Source organism: Streptomyces sp. NBC_00386 (assembly GCF_036063235.1).
GTDB lineage: Bacteria > Actinomycetota > Actinomycetes > Streptomycetales > Streptomycetaceae > Streptomyces.
The window spans coordinates 3,789,830-3,811,792 of record NZ_CP107950.1 but is presented as its reverse complement, the minus strand read 5'-3'; the positions used below and the strand labels follow the sequence as shown (position 1 = coordinate 3,811,792).

Genomic DNA, 21,963 nt, shown 5'->3' with positions numbered 1-21,963 from the left:
AGGTCGTATTCCTGTCATCGGGCCGCTCCACGGGAGGCACAGCAATGACGCGCGAATCCGAGTCCGGACTGCCCATCGAACCGCTCTACGGCCCCGAGGCCCTGGAGGGCTGGGACCCGGACGAGAAACTCGGCGCGCCCGGCGGGTACCCCTTCACCCGCGGCGTGTACCCGTCGATGTACACGGGCCGCCCGTGGACCATGCGCCAGTACGCGGGATTCGGTACGGCCGTGGAGTCCAACGCCCGCTACCGGCAGCTCATCGCCCACGGCACGGCGGGCCTGTCGGTCGCCTTCGACCTGCCCACCCAGATGGGCCACGACTCCGACGCCCCGCTCGCGCACGGCGAGGTCGGCAAGGTCGGTGTGGCCATCGACTCGGTCGACGACATGCGTGTCCTGTTCGCCGGGATCCCGCTGGACAAGGTCTCCACCTCGATGACGATCAACGCGCCCGCCGCGCTGCTGCTGCTCATGTACCAGCTCGTCGGCGAGGAACAGGGCGTCTCCGCGGACCAGTTGACGGGCACCGTCCAGAACGACGTCCTCAAGGAGTACATCGCCCGCGGTACGTACATCTTCCCGCCCAAGCCGTCCCTGCGGCTGATCGCGGACATCTTCAAGTACTGCGGGGCCGAGATCCCGAAGTGGAACACGATCTCGATCTCGGGCTACCACATGGCCGAGGCGGGGGCCTCTCCCGCACAGGAGATCGCGTTCACGCTCGCCGACGGCATCGAGTACGTCCGTACGGCCGTCGCCGCCGGCATGGACGTCGACGACTTCGCCCCCCGCCTCTCCTTCTTCTTCGTCGCCCGTACGACGATCCTGGAGGAGGTCGCCAAGTTCCGTGCCGCACGCCGGATCTGGGCCCGGGTGATGCGGGACGAGTTCGGCGCGAAGAACCCCAAGTCGCTGATGCTGCGCTTCCACACCCAGACGGCGGGCGTCCAGCTCACCGCGCAGCAGCCCGAGGTGAACCTCGTCCGGGTCGCGGTCCAGGGCCTCGCCGCGGTCCTCGGCGGCACCCAGTCGCTGCACACCAACTCCTTCGACGAGGCCATCGCGCTGCCCACCGACAAGTCCGCGCGGCTGGCCCTGCGCACCCAGCAGGTGCTGGCCTACGAGACGGACGTGACGGCGACGGTCGATCCCTTCGCCGGCTCGTACGTCATCGAGAGCATGACCGACGACGTCGAGGCGGCGGCCGTCGATCTCATGACGCGGGTCGAGGACCTGGGCGGCGCGGTCGGGGCCATCGAGCACGGCTTCCAGAAGGGCGAGATCGAGCGCTCCGCCTACCGGGTCGCCCAGGAGACCGACTCCGGGGAGCGCGTGGTGGTCGGCGTCAACCGCTTCCGGCTCGACGCGGAGGAGCCGTACGAACCGCTGCGCGTCGACCCGGCCATCGAGGCACAGCAGGCCGAACGCCTCGCCCGGCTCCGCGCCGAGCGCGACCAGGAGGCCGTCGACACCGCCCTCGCCGCCCTGAAGAAGGCCGCCGAGGGAACGGACAACGTCCTGTACCCGATGAAGGACGCCCTGCGCGCCCGCGCGACGGTCGGCGAGGTCTGCAACGCCCTGCGCGAGATCTGGGGCACGTACGTTCCCTCGGATGCCTTCTGACCTGGCCGATTCCTTCGTACGCGCCGAACGTCTTCCGCCTGGTCGTCGAGGTCACCTCGGCGACCAGGTCCGACGGCCTCGGCCCCAAAGCCGAGTGCTACGCCGAGGCAGGTGTCCCCGTCTGCATCGTCGCCGAGCGCGAGCACGACGAGGTCCTGCTGTACCGGGACCCCGTCGGCGGCGAGTACGCGGCGTCCGAGCGCTTCAAGCGGGGCCGGAGCGTTCCGGTCCCCGAATCCGTCGGCGTCGCCCTCGACCTCTCCGTGGACACGCTCCTCGACGGTGACTGACCGGCGAGACACCTCTACTGGCTGTCGGAGGCCCGTGCGACACTCGCTCTCATGCTTGGTGTCATCGATCTCCCCACCTATCTCGCGGGTCTTGTCCTGATCGTCCTCCTGCCGGGACCGAACTCGCTGTACGTGCTGTCCGTCGCCGCCCGCAGGGGCGTCCGTACGGGATATACCGCCGCCGCGGGTGTGTGGTGCGGGGACACCGTGCTGATGACACTGTCCGCGGCCGGTGTGGCGTCGCTGCTCCAGGCGAACGCGGTGCTGTTCAGCATCGTGAAGTACGCCGGTGCGGGATATCTGACCTGGCTGGCGGTCGGGATGCTGCGCGCCGCGCGGGCGATGTGGCAGGACCGGCGGGAACCGGTCGCCGAGAGCGCGGAGACCGAGGCGGTGGCGGGGGAGCGGCCGTTCCGGCGGGCGCTGGTGATCAGCCTGTTCAACCCGAAGGCGATCCTGTTCTTCGTCGCCTTCTTCGTTCAGTTCGTCGACCCCGGCTATGCCTACCCGGCCCTGTCGTTCGTCGTGCTCGGCGCCTTCGCCCAGCTCGCGAGTGTCCTCTACCTGACCGCGCTGATATTCAGCGGTACGCGCCTCGCGGCCGCCTTCCGTCGGCGCAAGCGCCTCTCCGCGGGCGCCACGACGGCCGCCGGCGCCCTCTTCCTCGGCTTCGCGGTCAAGCTCACGCTCGCCAGCGCCTAGGGCGTGTCCGGTCGGGGATCGGTCAGCCGGCGCTCAGTCCCACCCGGGCCGCGTACTCCTCCAGGCCCCGCGCGTCGGTGCCCGCCCAGCCCACGTACCCGTCGGGGCGGACGAGGAAGACCCCGGTCCCGTACGGCCCGTACGACCCGGTCCGCGCGGTGCGGACGCCGGGGAGCACCGGTGTATCGGTGACCGTGCCGACCGTCAGCAGGGTCCAGTGCGGTCCCCGGAACACGTCGAAGAGGCGTACACCGTCCACGGTTCCGTCGGGGGCGCGGTCACCCGCCTGAAGGGCCTCGTCCGACAGGCCCGTACGGGTCTCCATCGCGAGGGAGGAGCCGCGGTAGCCGAGCCCGAGCTGCCGGGTCGCGCCCCCGCGGCGGGCCTCGCCGCGGTGGATCCGGGTGGACAGGCCGAGCATGTCGGCGGCGACGGGGAGCCGCTCCTCCTCGTAGGTGTCGAGGAGCGACGCGGGAGCCTCGCCGCGCAGGACCGCACCGAGCTTCCAGCCCAGGTTGTAGGCGTCCTGGACGCTGGTGTTGAGCCCCTGCCCGCCGGCCGGTGAGTGGATGTGCGCCGCGTCTCCGGCGAGGAGGACCCGCCCGGCACGGAAACGCTCCGCCAGTGCCGTGCGCGGCCGGAAGTCCGAGGCCCAGCGCACCTCGGTCACGGCCTCGGGCGCGAGGTGGGACCGTGAGGCGACGGTCTTGCGGATGCCGTCGAGGGACAGGTCGACGTCCGCGCCCTCCGGGAACTGCGCCACGACCTGGAAGTCCTCCGTACCGGCGAGCGGGCAGATCGCCAGGAAGCCGCCGGTGTCCTCACGCGGCGGGAAGACATGCCAGTTGTCGCGGTCCAGCCCGGTGATCCGTACGTCCGCGACGAGCATCGGGTGCGGGTCGACGGTCTCTCCGGCCATGGCGATCCCGAGCGCGCGCCGTACGGCCGAGCGGCCACCGTCGGCGGCGACGACGTACCGTGCGCGGACCGGTGCGCCGGAGGCGAACCCCACGGTCACGCCGTTCTCGTCCTGGGCGGCCGTGACGACCTCACGGCCGAAGGCGACCCGGCCCCCGAGCTCCTGAAGCCGCGCGAAGAGGATCTCCTGCGTACGCCACTGCGGCACCATCCACGGTGCGTTGTACGGCGAGTCGTCGCTCGGCTCCGCCGGGTCGAACATCTGGTGCTCGCCCACGCGCTCGCCGTCCTGCCAGATCATCCCGACCGGGTAGCCGCCGCCCGCCGCGTGGATCGCGTCGAGGACGCCGAGGTCGTCGAAGACCTCCATCGTGCGCGGCTGGATCCCCTTGCCGCGGGAGCCGGGGAACAGCCCGTCGGCCCGCTCGACGACGAGCGCGTCCACTCCGCGCCGGGCGAGATCGGCGCCGAGGGCGAGACCGGTCGGGCCGGCGCCGACGACGAGTACGTCCACGTCCACAGCCATTTCCTTAACGCTGTTAAGTTCCATGCCACGAGCATGCCCTTAACGGCGTTAAACTGTCAAGCGTGGTTACCCAGAGACCCCAGCGGTCCCCCAGGCTGGACAAGAAGCAGGTCGTCGAGGCCGCCCTGCGGCTGCTCAACGAGACGGGCCTCGACGGCCTGACCCTGCGGGTCATCGCCAAGGAGCTGAACGTCCAGGCGCCGGCGCTCTACTGGCACTTCAAGAACAAGCAGGAACTGCTCGACGAGATGGCCACGGAGATGTACCGGCGGATGGTCGACACCCCCGGAGCGGCGGAGGGCGACGGCTGGCGGGAGCGGCTGCTCGCCGTCAACCGCGGACTGCGCGCCGCCCTGCTGAGCTACCGCGACGGCGCCAAGGTCTTCAGCGGTTCACGCTTCACGGGCACTCTGCACGCCGTCGAGATGGAGCGGACGCTGACGCTCTTCACCCGGGCGGGATTCACCCTCACCCAGGCGGTGCGCGCGACCTCCACCGCGTACGTGTACACGATCGGCTTCGTCACCGAGGAGCAGGGCGTCCAGCCGCTGCCGGGCGAGCGCCGCGAGGGGTACGACATGGACGAACGAGCCCGCCGCATGGCCGACTTCCCCCTGTCGGCCGCGGCGGGCGCGGAGATCTTCGAGGACTACGAGCGGCACTTCGAGGAAGGGCTCAGCCTGATCGTCGCGGGCATCGAGGCGAGCTACGGGATCGGCTGAGCGGCGACTTGGATGGCGCTCTGCGGGGATCCGGCCGCGGAATCGGGGATTCGGCCGGGACCGAAGTCGGCTGTAATGTGCGGAGCAATTGAATTCGAGCGTCCCCGTTTCCGGGTGGCCTGCCGGCCACCCGGAAACGCCTGGACATGGATCAGCAGTGATCGGTGGACGTCCCGTACCAGCCACCCCATGTATTGGTCGCGTAGTCGTCGTAATTGCAGTAGTAGTTTCCGGACTCCGTCACGACCTTCACGGACTTGCCGACGGAGCTCTCGGAAAAGGCGGTGAAGGCTAACGCTCTGCCATTTCCGGGCATCTCCTTCCAGCCGCCCGCACCCGACCATGTGTGCCAGATGCTTCCTGAGGGTGCCACGCCGAAGCACTCGGACGGCCCGAATTGCCAACCGACCAGCTGTGCGCCGTACTGGTTGAGGTTCCCTGTGTAGCCCAGACACGTGGTGGACGCAGCGGCCGCTGGCGTTGTGGACAGCCCCACCGCGCCAGCGGCTGCCAGTGACAACGCGGCGACAGTGGCCGACAGACGGAAACGAGACTTCATCACTTCCCCTCCGTTCTGTTTGGCTTTGCTGGAGTTGTTCTGGCTCGCACGCTACGGAAGCAGAAGTGAATCTCACAAGGGCGGATTTCGGCTGTCCACAGGAACGGACTCAAGCACTCCATGTAGGGAGAGTGGCGCAAGAATTCAACTGTTCGTCATTCTTCGGTCTCACGTGATGCCCGCAATAAGGGCAGGAGTGGCTGTCTCGGACTATTTCGTGGCGGAATGGCGTGCCGAATCGTAGCGGGCCGGGGCGGTTATCAGTCGAGAGCCAGTTGTTTCGGGACGGGAAAGTCTTTTTTGGTGTCTGTGCTGCGGCCGGGCACTCTGTACCCGGCCGCAGCGCGCGCTCACCCGATGCGCGTCAGTCCACTCCCTCCGATGTGTCCGCCCGGGGTGCCGTCCGTGCCGGGCCGGCTGACAGGAAGGTGCTGCGGCCGACCAACCGGCCGTCCTCCTTGCCGCCCGCACTCCGAACGCAGCCGCCCCCGGTCATGGGTGACCGGGGGCGGCTGCGTTCGGAGTGCGGGCGATTCTCAGTCAGGGACGGGCACCGGACGTCCGGCTGTCACGGGTGCGTCGGCGGCCGCCGGAGGGCCGGCTACGGGCGCGGCTTGGCCAGCGCCGTGCGGAGCTTCGGGGTCAGCCGGTTCTCCACGAACCGGTTGAGCAGCCAGGCGAGCAGCAGCATCGTGGCGACCGTGGCCAGGAACGTTCCGTACGACGGGAGGTGCAGGGTCCGGTGGTAGGCCTTGATGACGACCCAGCCCAGATGTTCGTGGACCAGGTAGAACGGGTACGTCAGCGCGCCGGCGACCGTCAGCCAGCGCCAGTTCGCCCAGCGCAGCCAGCCCAGCGCGATCGCCGCGACGGCGACGTAGCCGAAGGTGACGACGAGGACGATGGCGTAGGACGAGCGGTTGGAGAAGAACTCCGGGTTCGGGGCGTGCCACAGGCGCTGGACCGCGTAGTGCTGGCCGATCAGCCAGCTCACGCCGACGATGCCCCAGGCGTACGCGTCACGCCGGTCGCGGTGGACGAGGTAGAGGCCGACGCCGCCGATGAAGTACGGGGCGTACTCCGGCATCAGGACCATGTTGAGCAGTGGCTCGTTCACGCCCTGCGCGATGGCCGCGGCCAGGGTCCAGCCGGCGCAGAACAGGATCACGCGCTGCCGGTTCGCCCCCGGCAGCACGATGCACAGCGCGAAGAGGGCGTAGAAGCGGACCTCCGCCCACAGGGTCCAGCACACGCCGAGCACCCGGTCGACGCCCAGCGGCTGCTGGAGCATGGTGAGGTTGACCAGCGCGTCGCTCGGGGAGACCGTCTTGTACGCGACCACGGGCAGGGCGAACACGGCCGTCACGATGATGATCGCGGCCCAGTACGCGGGCAGCAGCCGCGAGGCGCGGGACGCGAAGAAGGAGCGCAGCGGCCGGCCCCAGCCGCTCATGCAGATGACGAACCCGCTGATCACGAAGAAGACCTGCACACCCAGGCAGCCGTAGGCGAACAGATGGTGCAGCGTGGGGAACTGATGCCTGGGCGAAGTGCCCCAGGCCTGAACCACCTCGCCGTCCCGGCCGCCGTAGTGGTACCCCGCGACCATCAGGGCCGCGACGAGCCGGAGCCCGTCGAGGGCGCGCAGCCGGTTCTCCCGGGGCGCCGAGGGCTTGGGCGCGGCGGGCGTCTCGGCAGGTGGCAGGACGGTACGGACCGCGGTGCCGTTCAACGTCCCGCGGGCCTCCTCGGGCGTGTCGATCACAAGGTTCCCCTCAATGGGACTCAGCTGGCCCACAGCACGTTAGTCCGATAGTCGGGGATTCTTACGGCCTGGCGAGGCCGGTTCGTCGTCTCGTCCACGGGAGTTCATCTCTGTGATGCTCCCGCGTTGAGGACTCTTCCGAATCGTGACAAATCACCCTCGTCCGTGAAGGCCCGAAAACGGGGCGGGGCCCGGTCGTGTTCGACCGGGCCCTGCCCCTGTGTCCCGCGTGGGAAGCGGTCCTAGCGGCCCACCGCCCGCCTCAGTGAGCGTGCCCTCCGGGCGACCCGGCGCACGGTCGCGTTGCGCGGGATGAAGGCGAGCTGGGCCGGGACCGCGCCGGGCAGGGCCAGCGAGGTCAGGCGCTTGCGCTTGAAGTAGCGCCAGGTGTCCTGGGTGAGCTGGTTCGTCAGATAGCTCTCGGCCGCCGGACGCAGGTCCGGGTAGATCTTCGGCTGCATCGCGAAGCCGACGGCTCTCAGAAGCCTCGTCAGGTCCTCCACGCCCATGCCGGGGCGCCGCTCGGTGACCGCCGCGCCGTCCGAGAGGTCGGGCAGCAGCGCGTCGACGATGGTCACCGGGACGCGGTTGCTGTTCTCGTACGGGGTGAGCCGGTCCAGCAGCGGGCCGGTGCCGACGCGGGCGACCGGCAGGCCGTACAGCGCGGACGCCGTGAGCAGCGCCGTGGAGAAGCAGCCGACGACCAGCGCGGGACGCATCCGCTGGTAGAGAACCTCCGCGAGGACCGGGGTGTCGAGGACGGTGAGGTCGGCACCCAGCCTCTCGGCCTCCTTCTCCAGCATCCGCGACCAGCGCGCCGGGGCCGAGGGGTGCGGCTTGAACACCACGCGGGTGTGGCCGAGCGCGAGGGCCCCCTTCAGCATGCGTACGTGGAGCTCCTCCTCCTCCTCGGCGGTGAGGATCTCCAGCGCGGAGAGGTACTGGCCGAGCAGCAGGGCCGGCTCGTCGATCGACGGCAGTTCGTCACCGGTGTCGACGAGTTCGGCGAGCACCTTCACGAACGCGTCCGTGGGCACGATCTGCGGCTCGACGTCGAACTCGGTGAGCAGCAGCGGCTTCAGACCGGGGACCAGGTCCAGGTGGAGGAGCCGGGTCACCCGCGTGCCGACCAGCGGGTCGATCTTGTTGCGGGTGGGGCCGTAGCTCATCAGACCGTCGGCGTACACCGTGACGGGCGCGCCCATGAAGATCTGGGAGACGCCGAGCGCCGGGTTGACCTGGATCGACTCCACGGCCAGTTCGACGTCGTCGTCGCCGAGGTTCCAGGCGAGCCGCAGATGCCGCTCCCACAGGGGGACGTCGTCCGGGCGCGGAGCCCAGCCGCCCGGGTGGAAGGGGGAGATGGTCTCGTTCCACGAGATGACGTCGTCGAAGCGGCCGCGCAGCCGCTCGAAGCCGGGCATCTCGTCCACCGCGGACGTCGTCTCCGGCGTCGCCGCGTTGTTGGAGACGAGGAGGATGCGCCGGTCGGCGGGCCCGAAGCTGTCGGTGTCGAGGGCCGCGGCGAGCGTGGCCGTGCCGTACAGCGTGGACGCCATGAAGATCTGGGTGGTCACGCGGCCACCCCCGCGGCGGGCGCGGGCCGTCGGCGCAGCCGGCGCAGCCGGGTGGCGCGCTGGACGTCCATCGAGTCGAGTGCCTCGTCGAGCACGTCCTGGGGCATTCGGCGCAGTGCGACGGCACTCATGGACTTCAGTTTCCGTGCCACTGCCGGCTCGAACCTTTCGATGGATCCCAGGTGGTGGGAAATAATCGCGCAATAGGTGCGCACGGCCTTGGGCAGGAGTTTTTCCGCGTCCCGGTCCTCGGCTGTTTCCGCCACGACCTGGTCGAACGCGCGAATGAAATCGAGTTGGCGCACGTCCCCGATCTGGGTGAGGGAGGAGGCGACGCCACGCCGGTAGAACACGCCGAGCAGGCCCACCGTGGCGAAGGACTCCGCCTCCCGGTGCAGCTTCCAGATCCACGGCCGGTCCTCGGCCGTGCGCAGCCCGTCGGTGAAGTGGAGCAGGCCCCGGTCGACCAGCCGGCGGTGGTAGATGCCCGCCCAGGCGTAGGCGTAGTCGACGGAGGTGGAGCGGTCGGAGGGGAGGATGGCGTCGCGGGGGTTCAGGACGACTCCGCGGCGGCCGTGCGGAACACGGTGGACGGTGCGGGCCCGCGCGGTGCACTGGACATGGTCCGTACGGACGAAGTCGCAGCCCAGGTCCTCGATGGAGGAGACGAGTTGTTCGTAGTATCCGGGGGCGAGCCAGTCGTCCCCGTCGAGGAACGTGAGGTACTCGCCACGCGCTGTGTCGATCCCGGTGTTGCGGGCGGTGGCCAGTCCTCCGTTCTTCTCGTGTCTGACATACACCGCACCCGGGAGCTCGCGCTCGGCGCGCGCGAGGATGTCCGGTGTCTCGTCGCGCGAGCAGTCGTCGACGAGAATGAATTCGAAATCCTGCCGTGCGTTGGCACGCAGGCTCTTCAGGGTGTCGGGCGCGTATTGCTGCACGTTGTAGAACGGCACGATGACGGAGAGCTTGACCACCCCTGTGACGTTAGGGGGCGGCCCGGCATTCGTCTTTACCGTTGGTGAGATGCAAGGTGAACGACGCGTGGCGGTACCGTGAACCACGTCGTTTTCTCAGCCGTTCCCTGGCTGATTCCCCATTCGTCGACGCGCTGTTAACCGTTTGTTGTATTCAGGTTGGGCCGCTCCTCGGAATGGCTTCCTAGCGTCTAGGACGTGCCAGCAAGTACCTCGAAGTCGCTGCGAGTGGCCGTCCTCGCGGATTCCGACACCCGGTGGAAGTGGGGCTCGCTCACCGCGAACCGCGTCTCCCCCGCAGGATCGGACATCCGCCTCGACGGATTCCTCCTGCGCGGCCGTGCCACCCCGACCGCCCGCCAGCTCGAAGAGGTCGGCGTCCGAGCGGACTCCCTCCGCGAGGTCACCGCCCTCGAATTCCTGCGTGAGCTGGGCAGGGAGGACCGCGTCTACGACGTGGTCGTCCTCGCCCTGGTCGGCGGTGCCGTCCAGGCGGTCCTGCACGGCCTGTCCCGCGCCTGGGAGGGACAGGCGAAGCGGCCCCTGGTCGTCACCGGCTATGTCGGCGTCGTCTACGAGAAGCTCGCCGACGGGCTGCTCCTGCGGCACGGCGCGGACCTCGTCCTCGCCAACTCCCGCCAGGACGCGGACCGCTTCCGGGCCGTGTACGAGGGGGTCGGAGCGGACGCCGGGTCGGTGACCGAGGTCGCGCTGCCCTTCCTCGGCGGGGCCGCGTACGCGGAGCACGACCCGTCCGCGCGGCCGGGGCGGCCCTACACGGTCGTCTTCGCCGCCCAGCCCTCCGTACCGGAGAGCCGCAAGGACCGTACGTACCTGCTGGACCGGCTCATCGGCCACGCGCGGCTGCACCCGGACCGCGAGGTGCTGCTCAAGCTGCGCTCCAAGCCGGGCGAACACACCACGCACATCGAGGAGCTGCCGTACCAGAAACTGGTGCAGAAGGCGGATCCGCCGGCCAACTTCCGGCTGGTGTACGGGCACATGGGTGAAGTCCTCGACCGCACCGACCTGCTCGTCACCATCAGCTCCACCGCCGCCCTGGAATCCCTGCACCGGCGCATCCCCACCGTCGTCCTCAGCGACCTGGGGGTGCGCGAGGCGCTCGGCAACCACCACTTCGTGGGCTCGGGCTGTCTCGCCTCCTGGGACCAGCTCGACGCGGGGCACAGGCCGGTGCCCGACCCGGGGTGGGTGGCCCGGCAGGGCGTCGCCGCCGACGGATCGTACGAGACCGCCTTCGACGCGGCGCGACTGCGCATCACCGAGCTGCTGGCGGCGGACGAGCTGCCGCCCCTCGCTCCCTACTACACCCCCGTCACCGCGCCCGGCTATCTGCCCGGCATCCTCGCCCGCCACCACCTCGGCCCGGACGGCAGCCCGCTGCCCGGTGCCCCGGCGGCGGACCGGGAACCCAGCCCCGTACGGCAGTTCGTGCGCCGGGCCGCCCGCGGCGCCTACCGCCACGGCGTCCAGCGCGTGGCACCGGTGATCCGGCGGATGGGTGAACTGTGAGCGCCCCGACAGCGGGCAGCCTGCGGCCCTCCGCCCCCCCACGCCTCTCTCGCCTCCCTCGTCAAGGAGAACAGCGCATGACCAACTCCGAAGCGGGCCAAGCCGCGCCGGTGCGCCGCGTGCTCGCGGTGATCCCCGCGCGCGGCGGCTCCAAGGGCGTGCCCGCCAAGAACCTCCTGCCCGTAGGCGGGGTGCCGCTGGTGGCCCGCGCGGTGCGCGAGTGCCGCGCCGCCCGCCTCGTGACGGACGTCGTCGTCTCCACCGACGACCAGGCCATCGCGGCGGCCGCCCGCCAGGCCGGCGCCGAGGTCGTGCTGCGCCCCGCCGCCATCGCCGGGGACACCGCCACCTCCGAGGCCGCCGTCCTGCACGCCATGGACACCCATGAGGCGTTGCACGGCTCGCCGGCCGACGTGGTCCTGCTCGTCCAGTGCACCAGCCCGTTCATCATCCGCGAGGACGTGGACGGCGTCGTGAACGCGATCGTCGCGAACGGCGCGGACACGGCGCTGACCGTGGCCCCCTTCCACGGCTTCGTGTGGCGCGACGGCGACGACGAGCCCACGGCCGCGGTGACCGCCGAGACCGAGCGCGCGGCCGTCGACGGCGGCACCGGCGTCCTGGTCGCGGAAACCGCCGTCAGCGGCGGCTACGGCGTCAACCACGACAAGTCCTTCCGCCCGCGCCGCCAGGACCGCCCCCAGGACCTCCTGGAGACCGGAGCCGTCTACGCCATGGAGGCGAACGGCTTCCGCGTCGCGAAGCACCGGTTCTTCGGCCGCACCGAACTCGTGCGCACCGACCCGGCCCGCGTGCTGGAGATCGACGACCCGCACGACCTCGCCCGTGCCCGGGCCCTCGCGCCGCTCTTCGACGCGAACCGTCCCGGCACCCTCCCGACCGCAGCCGACATCGACGCGGTCGTCCTCGACTTCGACGGCACCCAGACCGACGACAGGGTGCTGATCGACTCCGACGGACGGGAGTTCGTCTCCGTGCACCGCGGGGACGGACTCGGTATCGCGGCCCTCCGCAAGAGCGGGCTGACGATGCTGATCCTGTCCACGGAACAGAACCCGGTCGTCGCAGCCCGGGCCCGGAAGCTCAAGATTCCGGTCCTGCACGGCATCGACCGGAAAGACCTCGCACTGAAGCAGTGGTGCGAGGAGCAGGGCATCGCGCCTGAGCGCGTGCTCTACGTCGGCAACGACGTCAACGACCTCCCGTGCTTCGCCCTCGTGGGCTGGCCGGTGGCGGTCGCGAGCGCCCACGACGTCGTGCGCGGCGCCGCACGCGCGGTCACCACCGTCCCCGGTGGCGACGGCGCGATCCGAGAGATCGCCAGCTGGATCCTCGGCCCTTCTCTCGACTCCCTCGACAAGTAAGGAACGTTTCACCATGAGCAACTCCCGTCTGCGCAACTTCGGTTCGAAGACCGCCGGCCCCGGCCACCCCGTCTACGTCGTCGGCGAGATCGGCATCAACCACAACGGTGAGCTGGAGAACGCCTTCAAGCTCATCGCCGCCGCCGCCGAGGCCGGCTGTGACGCCGTCAAGTTCCAGAAGCGCACCCCGGAGATCTGCACCCCGCGCGACCAGTGGGACATCGAGCGCGACACCCCCTGGGGCCGCATGACCTACATCGACTACCGCCACCGCGTGGAGTTCGGCGAGGACGAGTACCGCCAGATCGACGAGTACGCCAAGAGCAAGAACATCGACTGGTTCGCCTCCCCGTGGGACACCGAGGCCGTCGCCTTCCTGGAGAAGTTCGACGTCCCGGCCCACAAGGTCGCCTCCGCCTCGCTGACCGACGACGAGCTGCTCCGCTCGCTGCGCGCCACGGGCCGCACGGTCATCCTCTCCACCGGCATGTCGACGCCGAAGCAGATCCGCCACGCGGTCGAGGTCCTCGGCTCGGACAACATCCTGATGTGCCACGCCACGTCGACCTACCCGGCGCAGGCCGAGGAGCTCAACCTCCGCGTCATCAACACCCTGCAGGCCGAGTACCCGAACGTTCCGATCGGCTACTCCGGCCACGAGACGGGCCTGCAGACCACGCTCGCCGCGGTCGCCCTCGGTGCCACCTTCGTCGAGCGTCACATCACCCTCGACCGCGCGATGTGGGGCTCCGACCAGGCCGCCTCCGTCGAGCCGCAGGGCCTGACCCGCCTCGTCCGCGACATCCGCACCATCGAGGCCTCCCTCGGCGACGGTGTCAAGAAGGTCTACGACTCCGAGCTCGGCCCGATGAAGAAGCTGCGCCGCGTCACGGGCGTCGTCGCCGAGGCCGAGATCGCCGCGGCCGCGGGCGAGCCCGTCTCGGTCTGAACACCCTGAATTCCTTACGACGGGACGGTCGTACGTCGATGAGCCCCCGCGCCGGTTCCGCCGGCTCCACCACCCTCGCCTTCGTCGAGAGTCCGGTACAGCTCCTGAACGTGCTGGAGTGGGCGCACGCACACGCCCACAACGGTGCGGCGCCCGGCGCGGGGCTCACCCTCGTCGTCCTGTCTCCCAACGACCCGATGACCCGCGGTCAGCTCCGCCGGATGGCGGAACTGGCCCGCGACGAGGGCCACGCGGTCCGCTGGGAGGAGGCGCGCGGCGGCACCACGGCCCCCTTCCACACCATCGGGGGACTGGCACCGATGCTGCGCCGGGCCCGGCGCATCGTCATGGGGGACCCGTTCTCCCGCTACGTGCAGCTCCTGCTGACCATCACCCGGGCGCGCGACCTGGTCGTGGTCGACGACGGCACGGCGACGATGGAGTTCGTCGCCCAGCTCGCCCGCGGTGAACGCCTGGTGCGCTGGCACCGGCGCGGTGGCCGCCCCGGCCCGCGGGACGTGCTCTTCGCTCCCGTGTCCGCCTCGGCCCGCCGCCGGCTGACGCCCTCCGACCGCCGTACGGTCGAGGTCTTCTCCTCGATGCCGATCGAGTCGGCGCCGGACGGTGTCACCATCACCGCCAACGACTTCTCCTGGACCCGGGCCCGGTTCGGCCCGCCGCGCATCACCAAGAGCGCGGACATGGTCGGCACCTCGCTGGTCGAGACCGGCGTGGTCGACCCGGACCGCTATCTGGACGCCGTCCGCGCGCTCGCCAAGGCGCACGGCGCGACCCGCTACTTCGCGCACCGCCGGGAGAGCTCCGACAAGCTGCACCGGCTGGCCGTCGAGACGGGTCTGGAAATCGTCCGTCCCGACCTGCCGCTCGAACTGATCGCCCGGCGCGGCCCCATAGGCCGGACGATTCTGAGTTTCCCGTCCACGGTCGTGCACACGCTGCCGCTCGCCCTGGCCGGCACCGAGGTGCGCGTCGCGGTCTGCGACATCGACCCGAGCTGGCTGACGGAGAACGCCTCTCCGCGCGCCCAGGGTTTCCTGTCCGGGGTCACCGGTACGGCCCGGGACGTCCACCGTCTCTCGGCGGTATCCACCATCTAGTTCAAGCCACAAGTACATTCACGCGTTCAGAGCCCGGCGCACCGCGCCGGGCTCTTCTGTTGGTCCGTACCGCGATCTACGCGCATCGTCGGGCCGTCCTCCGTCCATCCTCCACGACGAACGCACCGAACAGTCGTGTGCTGTTCACCAGTTCTCCACAACGCACGCGTTGGGGGGACACGATCCGGCCATTGAATCGCAGCGCGCGGTACCGGCCGTCGGTCGCGCGGGGATTCCGTTTCGGAGTGGGGGGGCAGCACGTGGCGTCCGCGCAAGAGGAGCCCGACAGACCGGAGTCCGACAGACCGGAGTCCGGGAGATCCGAGTCCGAGAGATCGACGTCCGAGGGATCGACGTCCGACAGACCGGAGCCGGCCGGACCGGGGTTCGAGGCGGAGAGCCGCGCGCTCACCCCCCGGCGGCTCAACGCGGCCCGCGGCCTCGGTGACCGCGTCTTCCGGTACCAGCTCACCGCCACCGGCATCGCCGTCCTGGCCGTCATGGCGGGGGTCGGACTCTTCCTCCTCCTGAGGGCCGGTCAGGCGCTGCGCGCCCGGGGCTTCGCCTTCCTCACCACCGCCGCATGGCAGCCGGACGTCCACAACTTCGGCATCGCGGCCGTCATGACCGGCACCATCCTGATCGCCCTGGTCGCGGTGTCGATCTCCGTGCCGCTCGCCGTCGGAACCGCCCTGTTCATCACCGACGTGGCCCCGCCCGGACTGCGCCGCACCCTGGTGTCGATGGTCGACCTGATGGCGGCCGTCCCCTCGGTGGTGTACGGGCTGTGGGGGCTGTTCTTCTTCCAGCAGCACGTGATCGGCCTGTCGCGCTGGCTGTCCACCTGGTTCGGCTGGATCCCCCTGTTCCAGGTGGACGGTGCCCAGCCGGGCGAACCGCTCGCGTCGGAAAGCGTCTACACGGCTTCCACCTTCATCGCCGGGATCGTCGTCGCCCTGATGGTCGCGCCGATCCAGTGCTCGGTGATGCGCGAGGTCTTCTCGCAGGCTCCGGCGGGTGAACGCGAGGGCGCCTACGCGCTCGGCGCCACCCGCTGGGGAATGATCCGCGCGGTCGTCCTGCCGTACGGCAAGGGCGGAATCATCGGCGGCACGATGCTGGGGCTCGGCCGGGCGCTCGGCGAGACGATCGCGGTGTACATGATCATCTCGCCGGTCTTCACCATCCAGCTCCACGTCCTGCAGACCGGCTCGAACTCGGTCTCCTCGCTGATCGCCCTGCACTACGGCGACGCCTCCACCTTCGGTATGTCGGCGCTGATGGCGGCCGGCCTGGCGCTGTTCCTGCTCACCCTGGCGGTCAACTTCACCGCCTCCTCCGTGGTGGCACGCAGCCGCTCCGGCGCGCAGAGCGAGGCATGAGATGACCGTCATCGAAGAAACGCCCCTGTCCGGCGTCCACGGCGCCGCGCCGGCGCCCGCGGACATCGCGGTGGAACAGGCGCCGCACGCGCCGGAGCCCCCCCGGCCGCGCCGCATCGGCGGCGTCAGCCGCTCCGGGGTGCTGGCCCTGTGCGGTGCCGCCGCCTCCGGGCTCTGCGCCACCGTCCTGTTGTTCGGCCAACTCGCCCCGTTCTCCGGCACGCTGGGCTTCGCCGTCACCGCCTACCTCGTCTTCCTGGCGATCTACGCGGTGCTGACCGGCCTCGAGGAGGACGGCCAGGCCGTACGCGACCGGGTCATGACGGTCGTGCTGTGGACGGCGGCCTCGCTGCTGTTCTCCGGCCTGTTCATGGTCGTCGGCTTCACCGGCTGGCGCGGCAAGGACGCCCTGCCGCACGGCAACTTCTTCACCGAGGACATGCAGGCCTCGGGCCCGCTCGACCCGCTCACCCACGGCGGCATCGCCCACGCGATGCTCGGCACCCTCACCATGATCGCCATCGCCCTCGCGATCACCGTGCCGCTGGGCCTCGCCTGCGCCGTGTACCTGAACCAGATCCCGGGCCGGTTCTCCCGGTTCGTCCGGACGATCGTCGAGGCGATGACCGCGCTGCCCTCGATCGTCGCCGGTCTGATGGTGTACGCCACCTGGATCCTCGGCCTCGGTATGCAGAAGTCCGGCCTCGCGGCCGGCTTCGCGATCAGCGTGATGATGCTGCCGATCGTCATCCGGGCCTCCGACGTGGTGCTGCGTCTGGTGCCGGGCAACCTCACCGAGGCGGCCGAAGCGCTCGGCGCGCCGCGCTGGCGCACGGTGTGGCACGTCGTGCTGCCCACCGCCCGGTCCGGCCTCGCCACCGCCGTCATCCTCGGCACCGCCCGCGGAATCGGCGAGACCTCGCCCGTCCTGCTCACCGCCGGCTTCACGGCCGCGCTCAACGCGGACCCGACCAGCGGGCCGATGGTCTCGCTGCCGCTCGCGGTCTTCAACTTCGTCAAGTCGCCCGAGCCCACGATGATCGCCCGCGGTTTCGGCGCCGCCGCCGTCCTGATGGCCCTCGTCCTGGTGCTGTTCGTCATCGCCCGGGTGATCGGCGGGCGCGGTCCCGGTCACCAGACCAAGCGCCAGGCCCGCCGTACCGCCCGCGCCTCACGGCAGGACGTACGGCGCTTCGAGGACCTGCACGGGCCCGGCCTGTCCCTGTTCGACGGCCCCGGGGGATCGCCCCCCACGGGAACCGCCCTGTCCGCCCCCGCCACCGGAGAGACCGACTGATGCGCAGCCACCTCCACTCCGCCCTCGGGCGCCTTCGGGTACTCGGGACGCTCGGCGCGCTGCTCGGCGTGATCGCCGCGCTGCTGGCCGGTCCGCTGGCGGCCCCGGCCGCCGCCGACAGCTACACGCCGATATCCGGTGCCGGCTCCACCTGGGCCGAGAACGCCGTCGACGAATGGCGTCGTGCCGTCAACCAGTACGGCATGCGGATCAGCTACGCCGGCACCGGTTCCTCCGACGGCCGCCGTCAGTTCCTCAGCGGCACCGTCGACTTCGCGGTCTCGGACATCCCGTTCCAGACCCACCCGACCGACGGCTCGGCCGCCGAACGGCCCGCGTCCGGCTCGTACGCCTACATGCCGATCGTGGCCGGCGGCACCGTCTTCATGTACCACCTGACCGTCAACGGCAAGCGGGTCACCAACCTGCGGCTGTCCGGCGACGTGGTCACCAAGATCTTCACCGGCGTCATCAAGACCTGGGACGACCCGGTCATCAAGGCCGACAACCCGGGGCTCCAGCTCCCGCACCGCACCATCGTCCCCGTCGTACGCTCCGACGGCTCGGGCTCCACCGCCCAGTTCACGATGTGGATGGCCAACCAGCACAAGTCGCTGTGGCAGTCCTACTGCCGCAAGGTCGGCCGCTCCGGAGCCTGCGGGCAGACCTCGTACTACCCGACCGTCCCCGGCATGATCGCCCAGTCCGGCGACCTCGGTGTCGCGGGCTACGTCGCCCAGAACTACGGCGAGGGCGCGATCGGGTACGTCAACTACTCGTACGCCCTGAACGCGCACTATCCGGTCGCCAAGGTCCTCAACCACGCGGGCTACTACACCGAGCCGACCCCGCAGAACGTAGCGGTCTCACTGCTCAAGGCGAAGATCAACACTGACAGGAGCTCCGCGGACTACCTCACCCAGAAGCTCGACGGTGTCTACAACGACTCCGACCGGCGCAACTACCCGCTGTCCAGCTACTCGTACATGATCCTGCCCCTGAAGGTGCAGGGCACCTTCACCAAGGCCAAGGGCAAGACGCTCGGCGCGTTCTCGTACTACTTCATGTGCCAGGGCCAGCAGCAGGCCCCCTCGCTCGGCTACTCGCCCCTGCCGATCAACCTGGTGAAGGCGGGCTTCGACCAGATCCGCCGCATCCCGGGCGTGCAGGCCCGGAGCATCAACCTCAAGGGCTGCAACAACCCGACCTTCTCCAACGACGGGCACAACAAGCTCGCCGACACCGCTCCCTACCCGGCCGCCTGTGACAAGAAGGGCGCCCCGGCCTGCGCGACCGGCAGCGGCGGCGCCAAGGCGGGCGGCAGCACCGGCGGTTCGGGCTCCACGGGCGGCACGAGCGGTGGCTCCGCCTCGGGCGGTTCCACCGGCGGCAGCACGAACGGCGGTACCACCGGCGGGAGTTCGGGCGGTGGCGGCACAGCCGCGGGAGGCGGGACCGGCGGCGGCGCCGAACCGGTCGTCGACCCGGACACCGGACAGACGCTCTCGCCCGGTACGAGCGGCGGCTCGGGGTCGGGTTCCTCGGGCGGCAGCGGCGGAGGCGACGGCGGCACAGGCGCGCTGAACGACACCATCGCGCTCGCCCAGCCGGTCTCCGTGGCCGGCAGCCAGGGCTGGACCGGCACCCAGACGCTGATGCTGATCGCGGCCTTCCTGGTCCTCGGGCTCGTCCTGCTGCCCTCCGTGGTGTCCCGGGCGATCGCCGGGCGCGGCGCGGGCAAGGACGCCGGAGAGGGGCAGAAGCGATGAACTCCCGCAGCACGGGACCCCGCACCCCAAGACCCGCGGCCACGAGCCCGCGGACACGCGGGAGAGCACTGCTCCGCGTACGACGGCTGCTCCTGCGCGTCGTCGCCGGAGCAGCCGTGGGCGCCCTCGCCGGCCTCGGCGTGGCCCAGACGGCCGCCCCCGCGTCCGCCGCGGGCAGCGCGGACGCCACCTCCTCGGCCGTCACGGTCTCCGGCCGCGGCGAGTTCGAGGACCTGAGGTTCACCGTCGACCAGACCACCCACCTGACCAGTCAGGCGATCACGGTCTCCTGGTCGGGCGGCACCCCGACCACCTTCGCGGGCACGTCGTTCAACACCGACTTCGTGCAGATCATGCAGTGCTGGGGCGACGACGACGGCACGGTGCCGTCCAACCCGGGCCCCGCGCGCACCCAGTGCCAGTACGGCGCCTCCCCGACCACCGACCGGGGCAGCTGGCCGGGCAACGACTACGACGACACCCGCAAGGTCTTCTACAGCGCCGATCCCGCCAACTACGGCCAGGACAACCGGTACGGGGCGGCCAACCCCAACGCCCCGGGCGAGGTGCCCTTCAAGTCCGTCGACGGCACGGTGATCACCTCCGGCACCCAGAACAACGCCTTCTTCAACCGCAACACCACCAACGAGGTCGACTTCGCCCGCACCGGCGCCGACGGCACCGGCAAGGAGTACTTCGAGGTACAGACCGCCAACGAGGCCCCGCACCTGGGCTGCGGTCTGCCGGTCACCGCCAACGGCGGCACCAAGCCCCGCTCCTGCTGGCTGGTCATCGTCCCGCAGGGCCACCTCGACCTGGACGGCAAGCCGTACGCCGACCACAGCCAGGTCAACGCCGGCTCCCCGGTCTCCTCCACCAACTGGCAGAACCGCGTCGCGATCCCGCTCGGGTTCAACCCGGTCGGCACCAACTGCGCGCTCGGCGCGAAGGAACGCGCCACCACCGGCAGCGAGCTCGCCGCCGACGCGATGACCAGCTGGCAGGCGGCCCTGTGCCCGACCGGCACGGTGTACGGCTACACCGAGCTGGGCGAGCCGGACACCCGCGCCCGCCTCACCAGCGACGGATCCTCCGGACTCGCCTTCACCACCCGCGCCCTCGGAGCCGACACGGGGACCACAGCGCCCTCGGACCCGACCGTGTACGCGCCCGTCGCGCTCTCCGGAACGGTCATCGGCTTCACCGTCGAACGCAGACCCAAGGCGGGCGCGCCGGACTCCGTCCGCAGACTCGCGGGCACCAAGGTCGAGTCCGTCGACCTCACCCCGCGGCTGGTCGCCAAGCTGCTCACCGAGTCGTACCGCAACTCGCCCTGGGGAGCGGTGCTCGGCGACAACACGGCCACCGGCTACGGCTGGGCGAAGACCAACCCGGCCGGCCTGGCAAGCGACCCCGAATTCATCTCCCTCAACCCCGAGTTCGCCGACCTGTCGGTCTCCGAGACGCCGTCCACCGACACCGACCTGATCACCTCGCTCGGGCACAGCGACTCCGCCCGCGCGCTGTGGCAGTGGATCCTCGCCGACAAGGACGCCCGCGGCTTCCTGGCCGGTGACGCCGACGACTGGGGCACCCAGGTCAACCCGTACTACAGCACCACCGCGTCCCGTAACCCGACCGGCATCGCCTTCGACCCCGCGAGCGCCGACGACTACCCCAAGAGCGACCCCTGGTGCACGATCCCGCCGGGCACCGACGCCACCGTCAAGCAGTGCATGACCGACTTCCACCCCTACGTGGAGGACATGCACTCCGGCGCCCTGCACACCCGGCGCGCCGACACCCTCTGGAAGTCCAGCTGGGACGCGCTCGCCAACCCGCCCGCGTTCAAGAGCCCGGGACCCCAGACCGTCGGCTCCCGGTTCGTGATCACGGTCACCGACGCGGCCTCCGCCGCGCGCTACGGCCTCCAGACCGCCCGGCTGCGCAACACCGCCGGTAAGTTCGTGGGCCCCGCCGCGGCATCCCTGACCGCGGCGTCCGACGGCGCCACCGGCACCGGAGCCCCCGAGATCACCCCGGCCACGGCCGCCGCGGAGGGCGCCTACCCGCTCGCCCAGCTCGTCTACGCGGCCGTCCGCCCCGCCGGGATCGACACAGCCGCCCGCAAGGACTACGCGGCCCTGCTGCGGTACGCCGCGGGTGACGGACAGACCAGCGGCGCCGACCCGGGCCTGCTCCCGGCCGGCTACGCCCCGCTCCCGGCCGCCCTGCGCACCAAGGCGACCGAGGCCGCCGACGCCCTCGTCCACTACACCGCCCCCAGCTCGACGCCCTCGGGCGGCTCGGACTCCTCCGGCGGTTCGAACGGCGGCACCACGGGCGGCGGCGACTCCGCCGGCTCCGACGGCGGAGCGGGCGGCACCGGCACCGGCGGCTCCACGGGCGGCGACGGCGGCAGCGCCGCTGCCGCCGGCGGTGGCAGCGGCGCCACGCCGAGCGCCGGCGCGAGCACGAAGCCGAGCGCCGCGGCGTCCTACGACGGCGGCAAGGCCGTACAGACCACCGCGCTGGGCACCACGCCCGACGACCCGGCCAACTCCCTGCGGTACGCCGTCCCGGTCGGTGCCGCGCTCGGCGCCTTCGCGGGCATCGGCGCGCCGTTCGCCGGCGGCGGCAGGCTGCGGCTTCCGCTGCGCGTCCCGCTGCCCGGCGGCCGTGGAGTGACCATCCCCGCGTTCACCCTGCCCGAGTGGCTGCGCAGGCGGCTGCCCTCCGGCCGGAGCTGAGCCCGCGGAGCGCGGGCCCGCCGGGCCCGCGCTCCCCACAGACGGCCGCCCGCCCCGAAAGGCAGTCGGGGCGGACGGCCCGTACCACCCTGCCAGATCCTCCCGACGTCACGTCGCAC

At 70.9% G+C, this 21,963-nt stretch carries 17 protein-coding genes; 12 read left to right on the top strand and 5 right to left on the bottom strand.

Annotation, left to right across the window (positions count from 1 at the left end; all coding sequences use genetic code 11):
• Positions 1-44 precede the first annotated feature (44 nt).
• Genes OG780_RS16585 through leuE form a run of 3 tightly spaced genes read left to right on the top strand, consistent with a single transcriptional unit; the run spans position 45 to position 2,617 of the window.
• Complete coding sequence (locus OG780_RS16585) at positions 45-1,625, top strand: acyl-CoA mutase large subunit family protein (protein WP_328448978.1); 1,581 nt, start codon at positions 45-47, stop codon at positions 1,623-1,625.
• A complete protein-coding gene (locus tag OG780_RS16580) occupies positions 1,571-1,915 on the top strand; it encodes a Uma2 family endonuclease (RefSeq protein WP_328458179.1) in 345 nt (114 codons plus the stop codon). The genes OG780_RS16585 and OG780_RS16580 overlap by 55 nt, the downstream gene beginning before the upstream one ends.
• A 51-nt stretch (positions 1,916-1,966) precedes the next feature.
• On the top strand, positions 1,967-2,617 hold the full coding sequence (gene leuE / locus OG780_RS16575) for a leucine efflux protein LeuE (protein WP_328448976.1): 651 nt from the start codon (positions 1,967-1,969) through the stop codon (positions 2,615-2,617).
• Between the two features lie 22 nt (positions 2,618-2,639).
• On the opposite strand, the gene OG780_RS16570 is transcribed toward leuE, so the two are convergent.
• Positions 2,640-4,061 (bottom strand): FAD-dependent oxidoreductase, encoded by a 1,422-nt coding sequence (locus OG780_RS16570; RefSeq protein WP_328448974.1) that lies wholly within the window; start codon positions 4,059-4,061, stop codon positions 2,640-2,642.
• 62 nt (positions 4,062-4,123) lie between these two features.
• On the opposite strand from OG780_RS16570, the gene OG780_RS16565 reads away from it, so the two are divergent.
• On the top strand, positions 4,124-4,783 hold the full coding sequence (locus OG780_RS16565; protein WP_328448972.1) for a TetR/AcrR family transcriptional regulator C-terminal domain-containing protein: 660 nt from the start codon (positions 4,124-4,126) through the stop codon (positions 4,781-4,783).
• Positions 4,784-4,934: 151 nt separating this feature from the next.
• Here the strand turns inward: OG780_RS16565 and OG780_RS16560 are convergent, their stop codons facing one another.
• The 4 genes from OG780_RS16560 to OG780_RS16545 form a co-directional block, all read right to left on the bottom strand.
• Positions 4,935-5,342 carry a hypothetical protein gene (locus OG780_RS16560; RefSeq protein WP_328448970.1) on the bottom strand — a complete coding sequence of 136 codons (408 nt, stop codon included), beginning with the start codon at positions 5,340-5,342 and terminating at the stop codon, positions 4,935-4,937.
• A 601-nt stretch (positions 5,343-5,943) separates the two neighbouring features.
• Positions 5,944-7,107, bottom strand: a complete 1,164-nt coding sequence (locus tag OG780_RS16555) for an acyltransferase family protein (RefSeq protein WP_328448968.1) — start codon at positions 7,105-7,107, stop codon at positions 5,944-5,946.
• 242 nt (positions 7,108-7,349) lie between these two features.
• The gene (locus OG780_RS16550; RefSeq protein ID WP_328448966.1) at positions 7,350-8,684 is read right to left on the bottom strand and encodes a polysialyltransferase family glycosyltransferase; all 1,335 of its coding nucleotides are present in this window, start codon (positions 8,682-8,684) and stop codon (positions 7,350-7,352) included.
• Positions 8,681-9,661: a glycosyltransferase family 2 protein gene (locus OG780_RS16545; RefSeq protein WP_328448964.1), complete on the bottom strand. Its 981-nt coding sequence runs from the start codon at positions 9,659-9,661 to the stop codon at positions 8,681-8,683. The genes OG780_RS16550 and OG780_RS16545 overlap by 4 nt, the downstream gene beginning before the upstream one ends.
• 198 nt (positions 9,662-9,859) lie before the next feature.
• Between OG780_RS16545 and OG780_RS16540 the strand changes: the two genes are divergently transcribed.
• The 8 genes from OG780_RS16540 (at position 9,860) to OG780_RS16505 (ending at position 21,844) form a co-directional block, all read left to right on the top strand.
• A complete protein-coding gene (locus OG780_RS16540; RefSeq protein ID WP_328448962.1) occupies positions 9,860-11,194 on the top strand; it encodes a DUF6716 putative glycosyltransferase in 1,335 nt (444 codons plus the stop codon).
• 77 nt (positions 11,195-11,271) lie between these two features.
• Complete coding sequence (locus tag OG780_RS16535) at positions 11,272-12,579, top strand: N-acylneuraminate cytidylyltransferase (RefSeq protein ID WP_328448960.1); 1,308 nt, start codon at positions 11,272-11,274, stop codon at positions 12,577-12,579.
• A gap of 13 nt (positions 12,580-12,592) precedes the next feature.
• Complete coding sequence (locus OG780_RS16530; RefSeq protein ID WP_328448958.1) at positions 12,593-13,528, top strand: N-acetylneuraminate synthase family protein; 936 nt, start codon at positions 12,593-12,595, stop codon at positions 13,526-13,528.
• Positions 13,529-13,566: 38 nt separating this feature from the next.
• Positions 13,567-14,646 (top strand): hypothetical protein, encoded by a 1,080-nt coding sequence (locus OG780_RS16525; RefSeq protein ID WP_328448956.1) that lies wholly within the window; start codon positions 13,567-13,569, stop codon positions 14,644-14,646.
• A 260-nt stretch (positions 14,647-14,906) separates the two neighbouring features.
• Positions 14,907-16,028 (top strand): phosphate ABC transporter permease subunit PstC, encoded by a 1,122-nt coding sequence (pstC, locus tag OG780_RS16520; protein ID WP_328448954.1) that lies wholly within the window; start codon positions 14,907-14,909, stop codon positions 16,026-16,028.
• 1 nt (position 16,029) lies between these two features.
• Positions 16,030-17,325 carry a phosphate ABC transporter permease PstA gene (pstA, locus tag OG780_RS16515; RefSeq protein ID WP_328448952.1) on the top strand — a complete coding sequence of 432 codons (1,296 nt, stop codon included), beginning with the start codon at positions 16,030-16,032 and terminating at the stop codon, positions 17,323-17,325.
• Positions 17,325-19,094: a phosphate ABC transporter substrate-binding protein PstS gene (locus OG780_RS16510; RefSeq protein ID WP_328448950.1), complete on the top strand. Its 1,770-nt coding sequence runs from the start codon at positions 17,325-17,327 to the stop codon at positions 19,092-19,094. The genes pstA and OG780_RS16510 overlap by 1 nt, the downstream gene beginning before the upstream one ends.
• Complete coding sequence (locus OG780_RS16505; RefSeq protein WP_328448948.1) at positions 19,091-21,844, top strand: hypothetical protein; 2,754 nt, start codon at positions 19,091-19,093, stop codon at positions 21,842-21,844. Before OG780_RS16510 ends, OG780_RS16505 begins: the two co-directional genes overlap by 4 nt.
• Positions 21,845-21,963: the final 119 nt, after the last annotated feature.

Coding starts and splice junctions, on each gene's coding strand:
- OG780_RS16560 (WP_328448970.1), bottom strand. CDS start 5,342: ATGAAGTCTCGTTTCCGTCTGTCGGCCACTGTCGCCGCGTTGTCACTG.
- OG780_RS16530 (WP_328448958.1), top strand. CDS start 12,593: ATGAGCAACTCCCGTCTGCGCAACTTCGGTTCGAAGACCGCCGGCCCC.
- OG780_RS16525 (WP_328448956.1), top strand. CDS start 13,567: ATGAGCCCCCGCGCCGGTTCCGCCGGCTCCACCACCCTCGCCTTCGTC.
- OG780_RS16510 (WP_328448950.1), top strand. CDS start 17,325: ATGCGCAGCCACCTCCACTCCGCCCTCGGGCGCCTTCGGGTACTCGGG.
- OG780_RS16505 (WP_328448948.1), top strand. CDS start 19,091: ATGAACTCCCGCAGCACGGGACCCCGCACCCCAAGACCCGCGGCCACG.
- leuE (WP_328448976.1), top strand. CDS start 1,967: ATGCTTGGTGTCATCGATCTCCCCACCTATCTCGCGGGTCTTGTCCTG.
- OG780_RS16585 (WP_328448978.1), top strand. CDS start 45: ATGACGCGCGAATCCGAGTCCGGACTGCCCATCGAACCGCTCTACGGC.
- OG780_RS16535 (WP_328448960.1), top strand. CDS start 11,272: ATGACCAACTCCGAAGCGGGCCAAGCCGCGCCGGTGCGCCGCGTGCTC.
- OG780_RS16570 (WP_328448974.1), bottom strand. CDS start 4,061: ATGGCTGTGGACGTGGACGTACTCGTCGTCGGCGCCGGCCCGACCGGT.
- pstA (WP_328448952.1), top strand. CDS start 16,030: ATGACCGTCATCGAAGAAACGCCCCTGTCCGGCGTCCACGGCGCCGCG.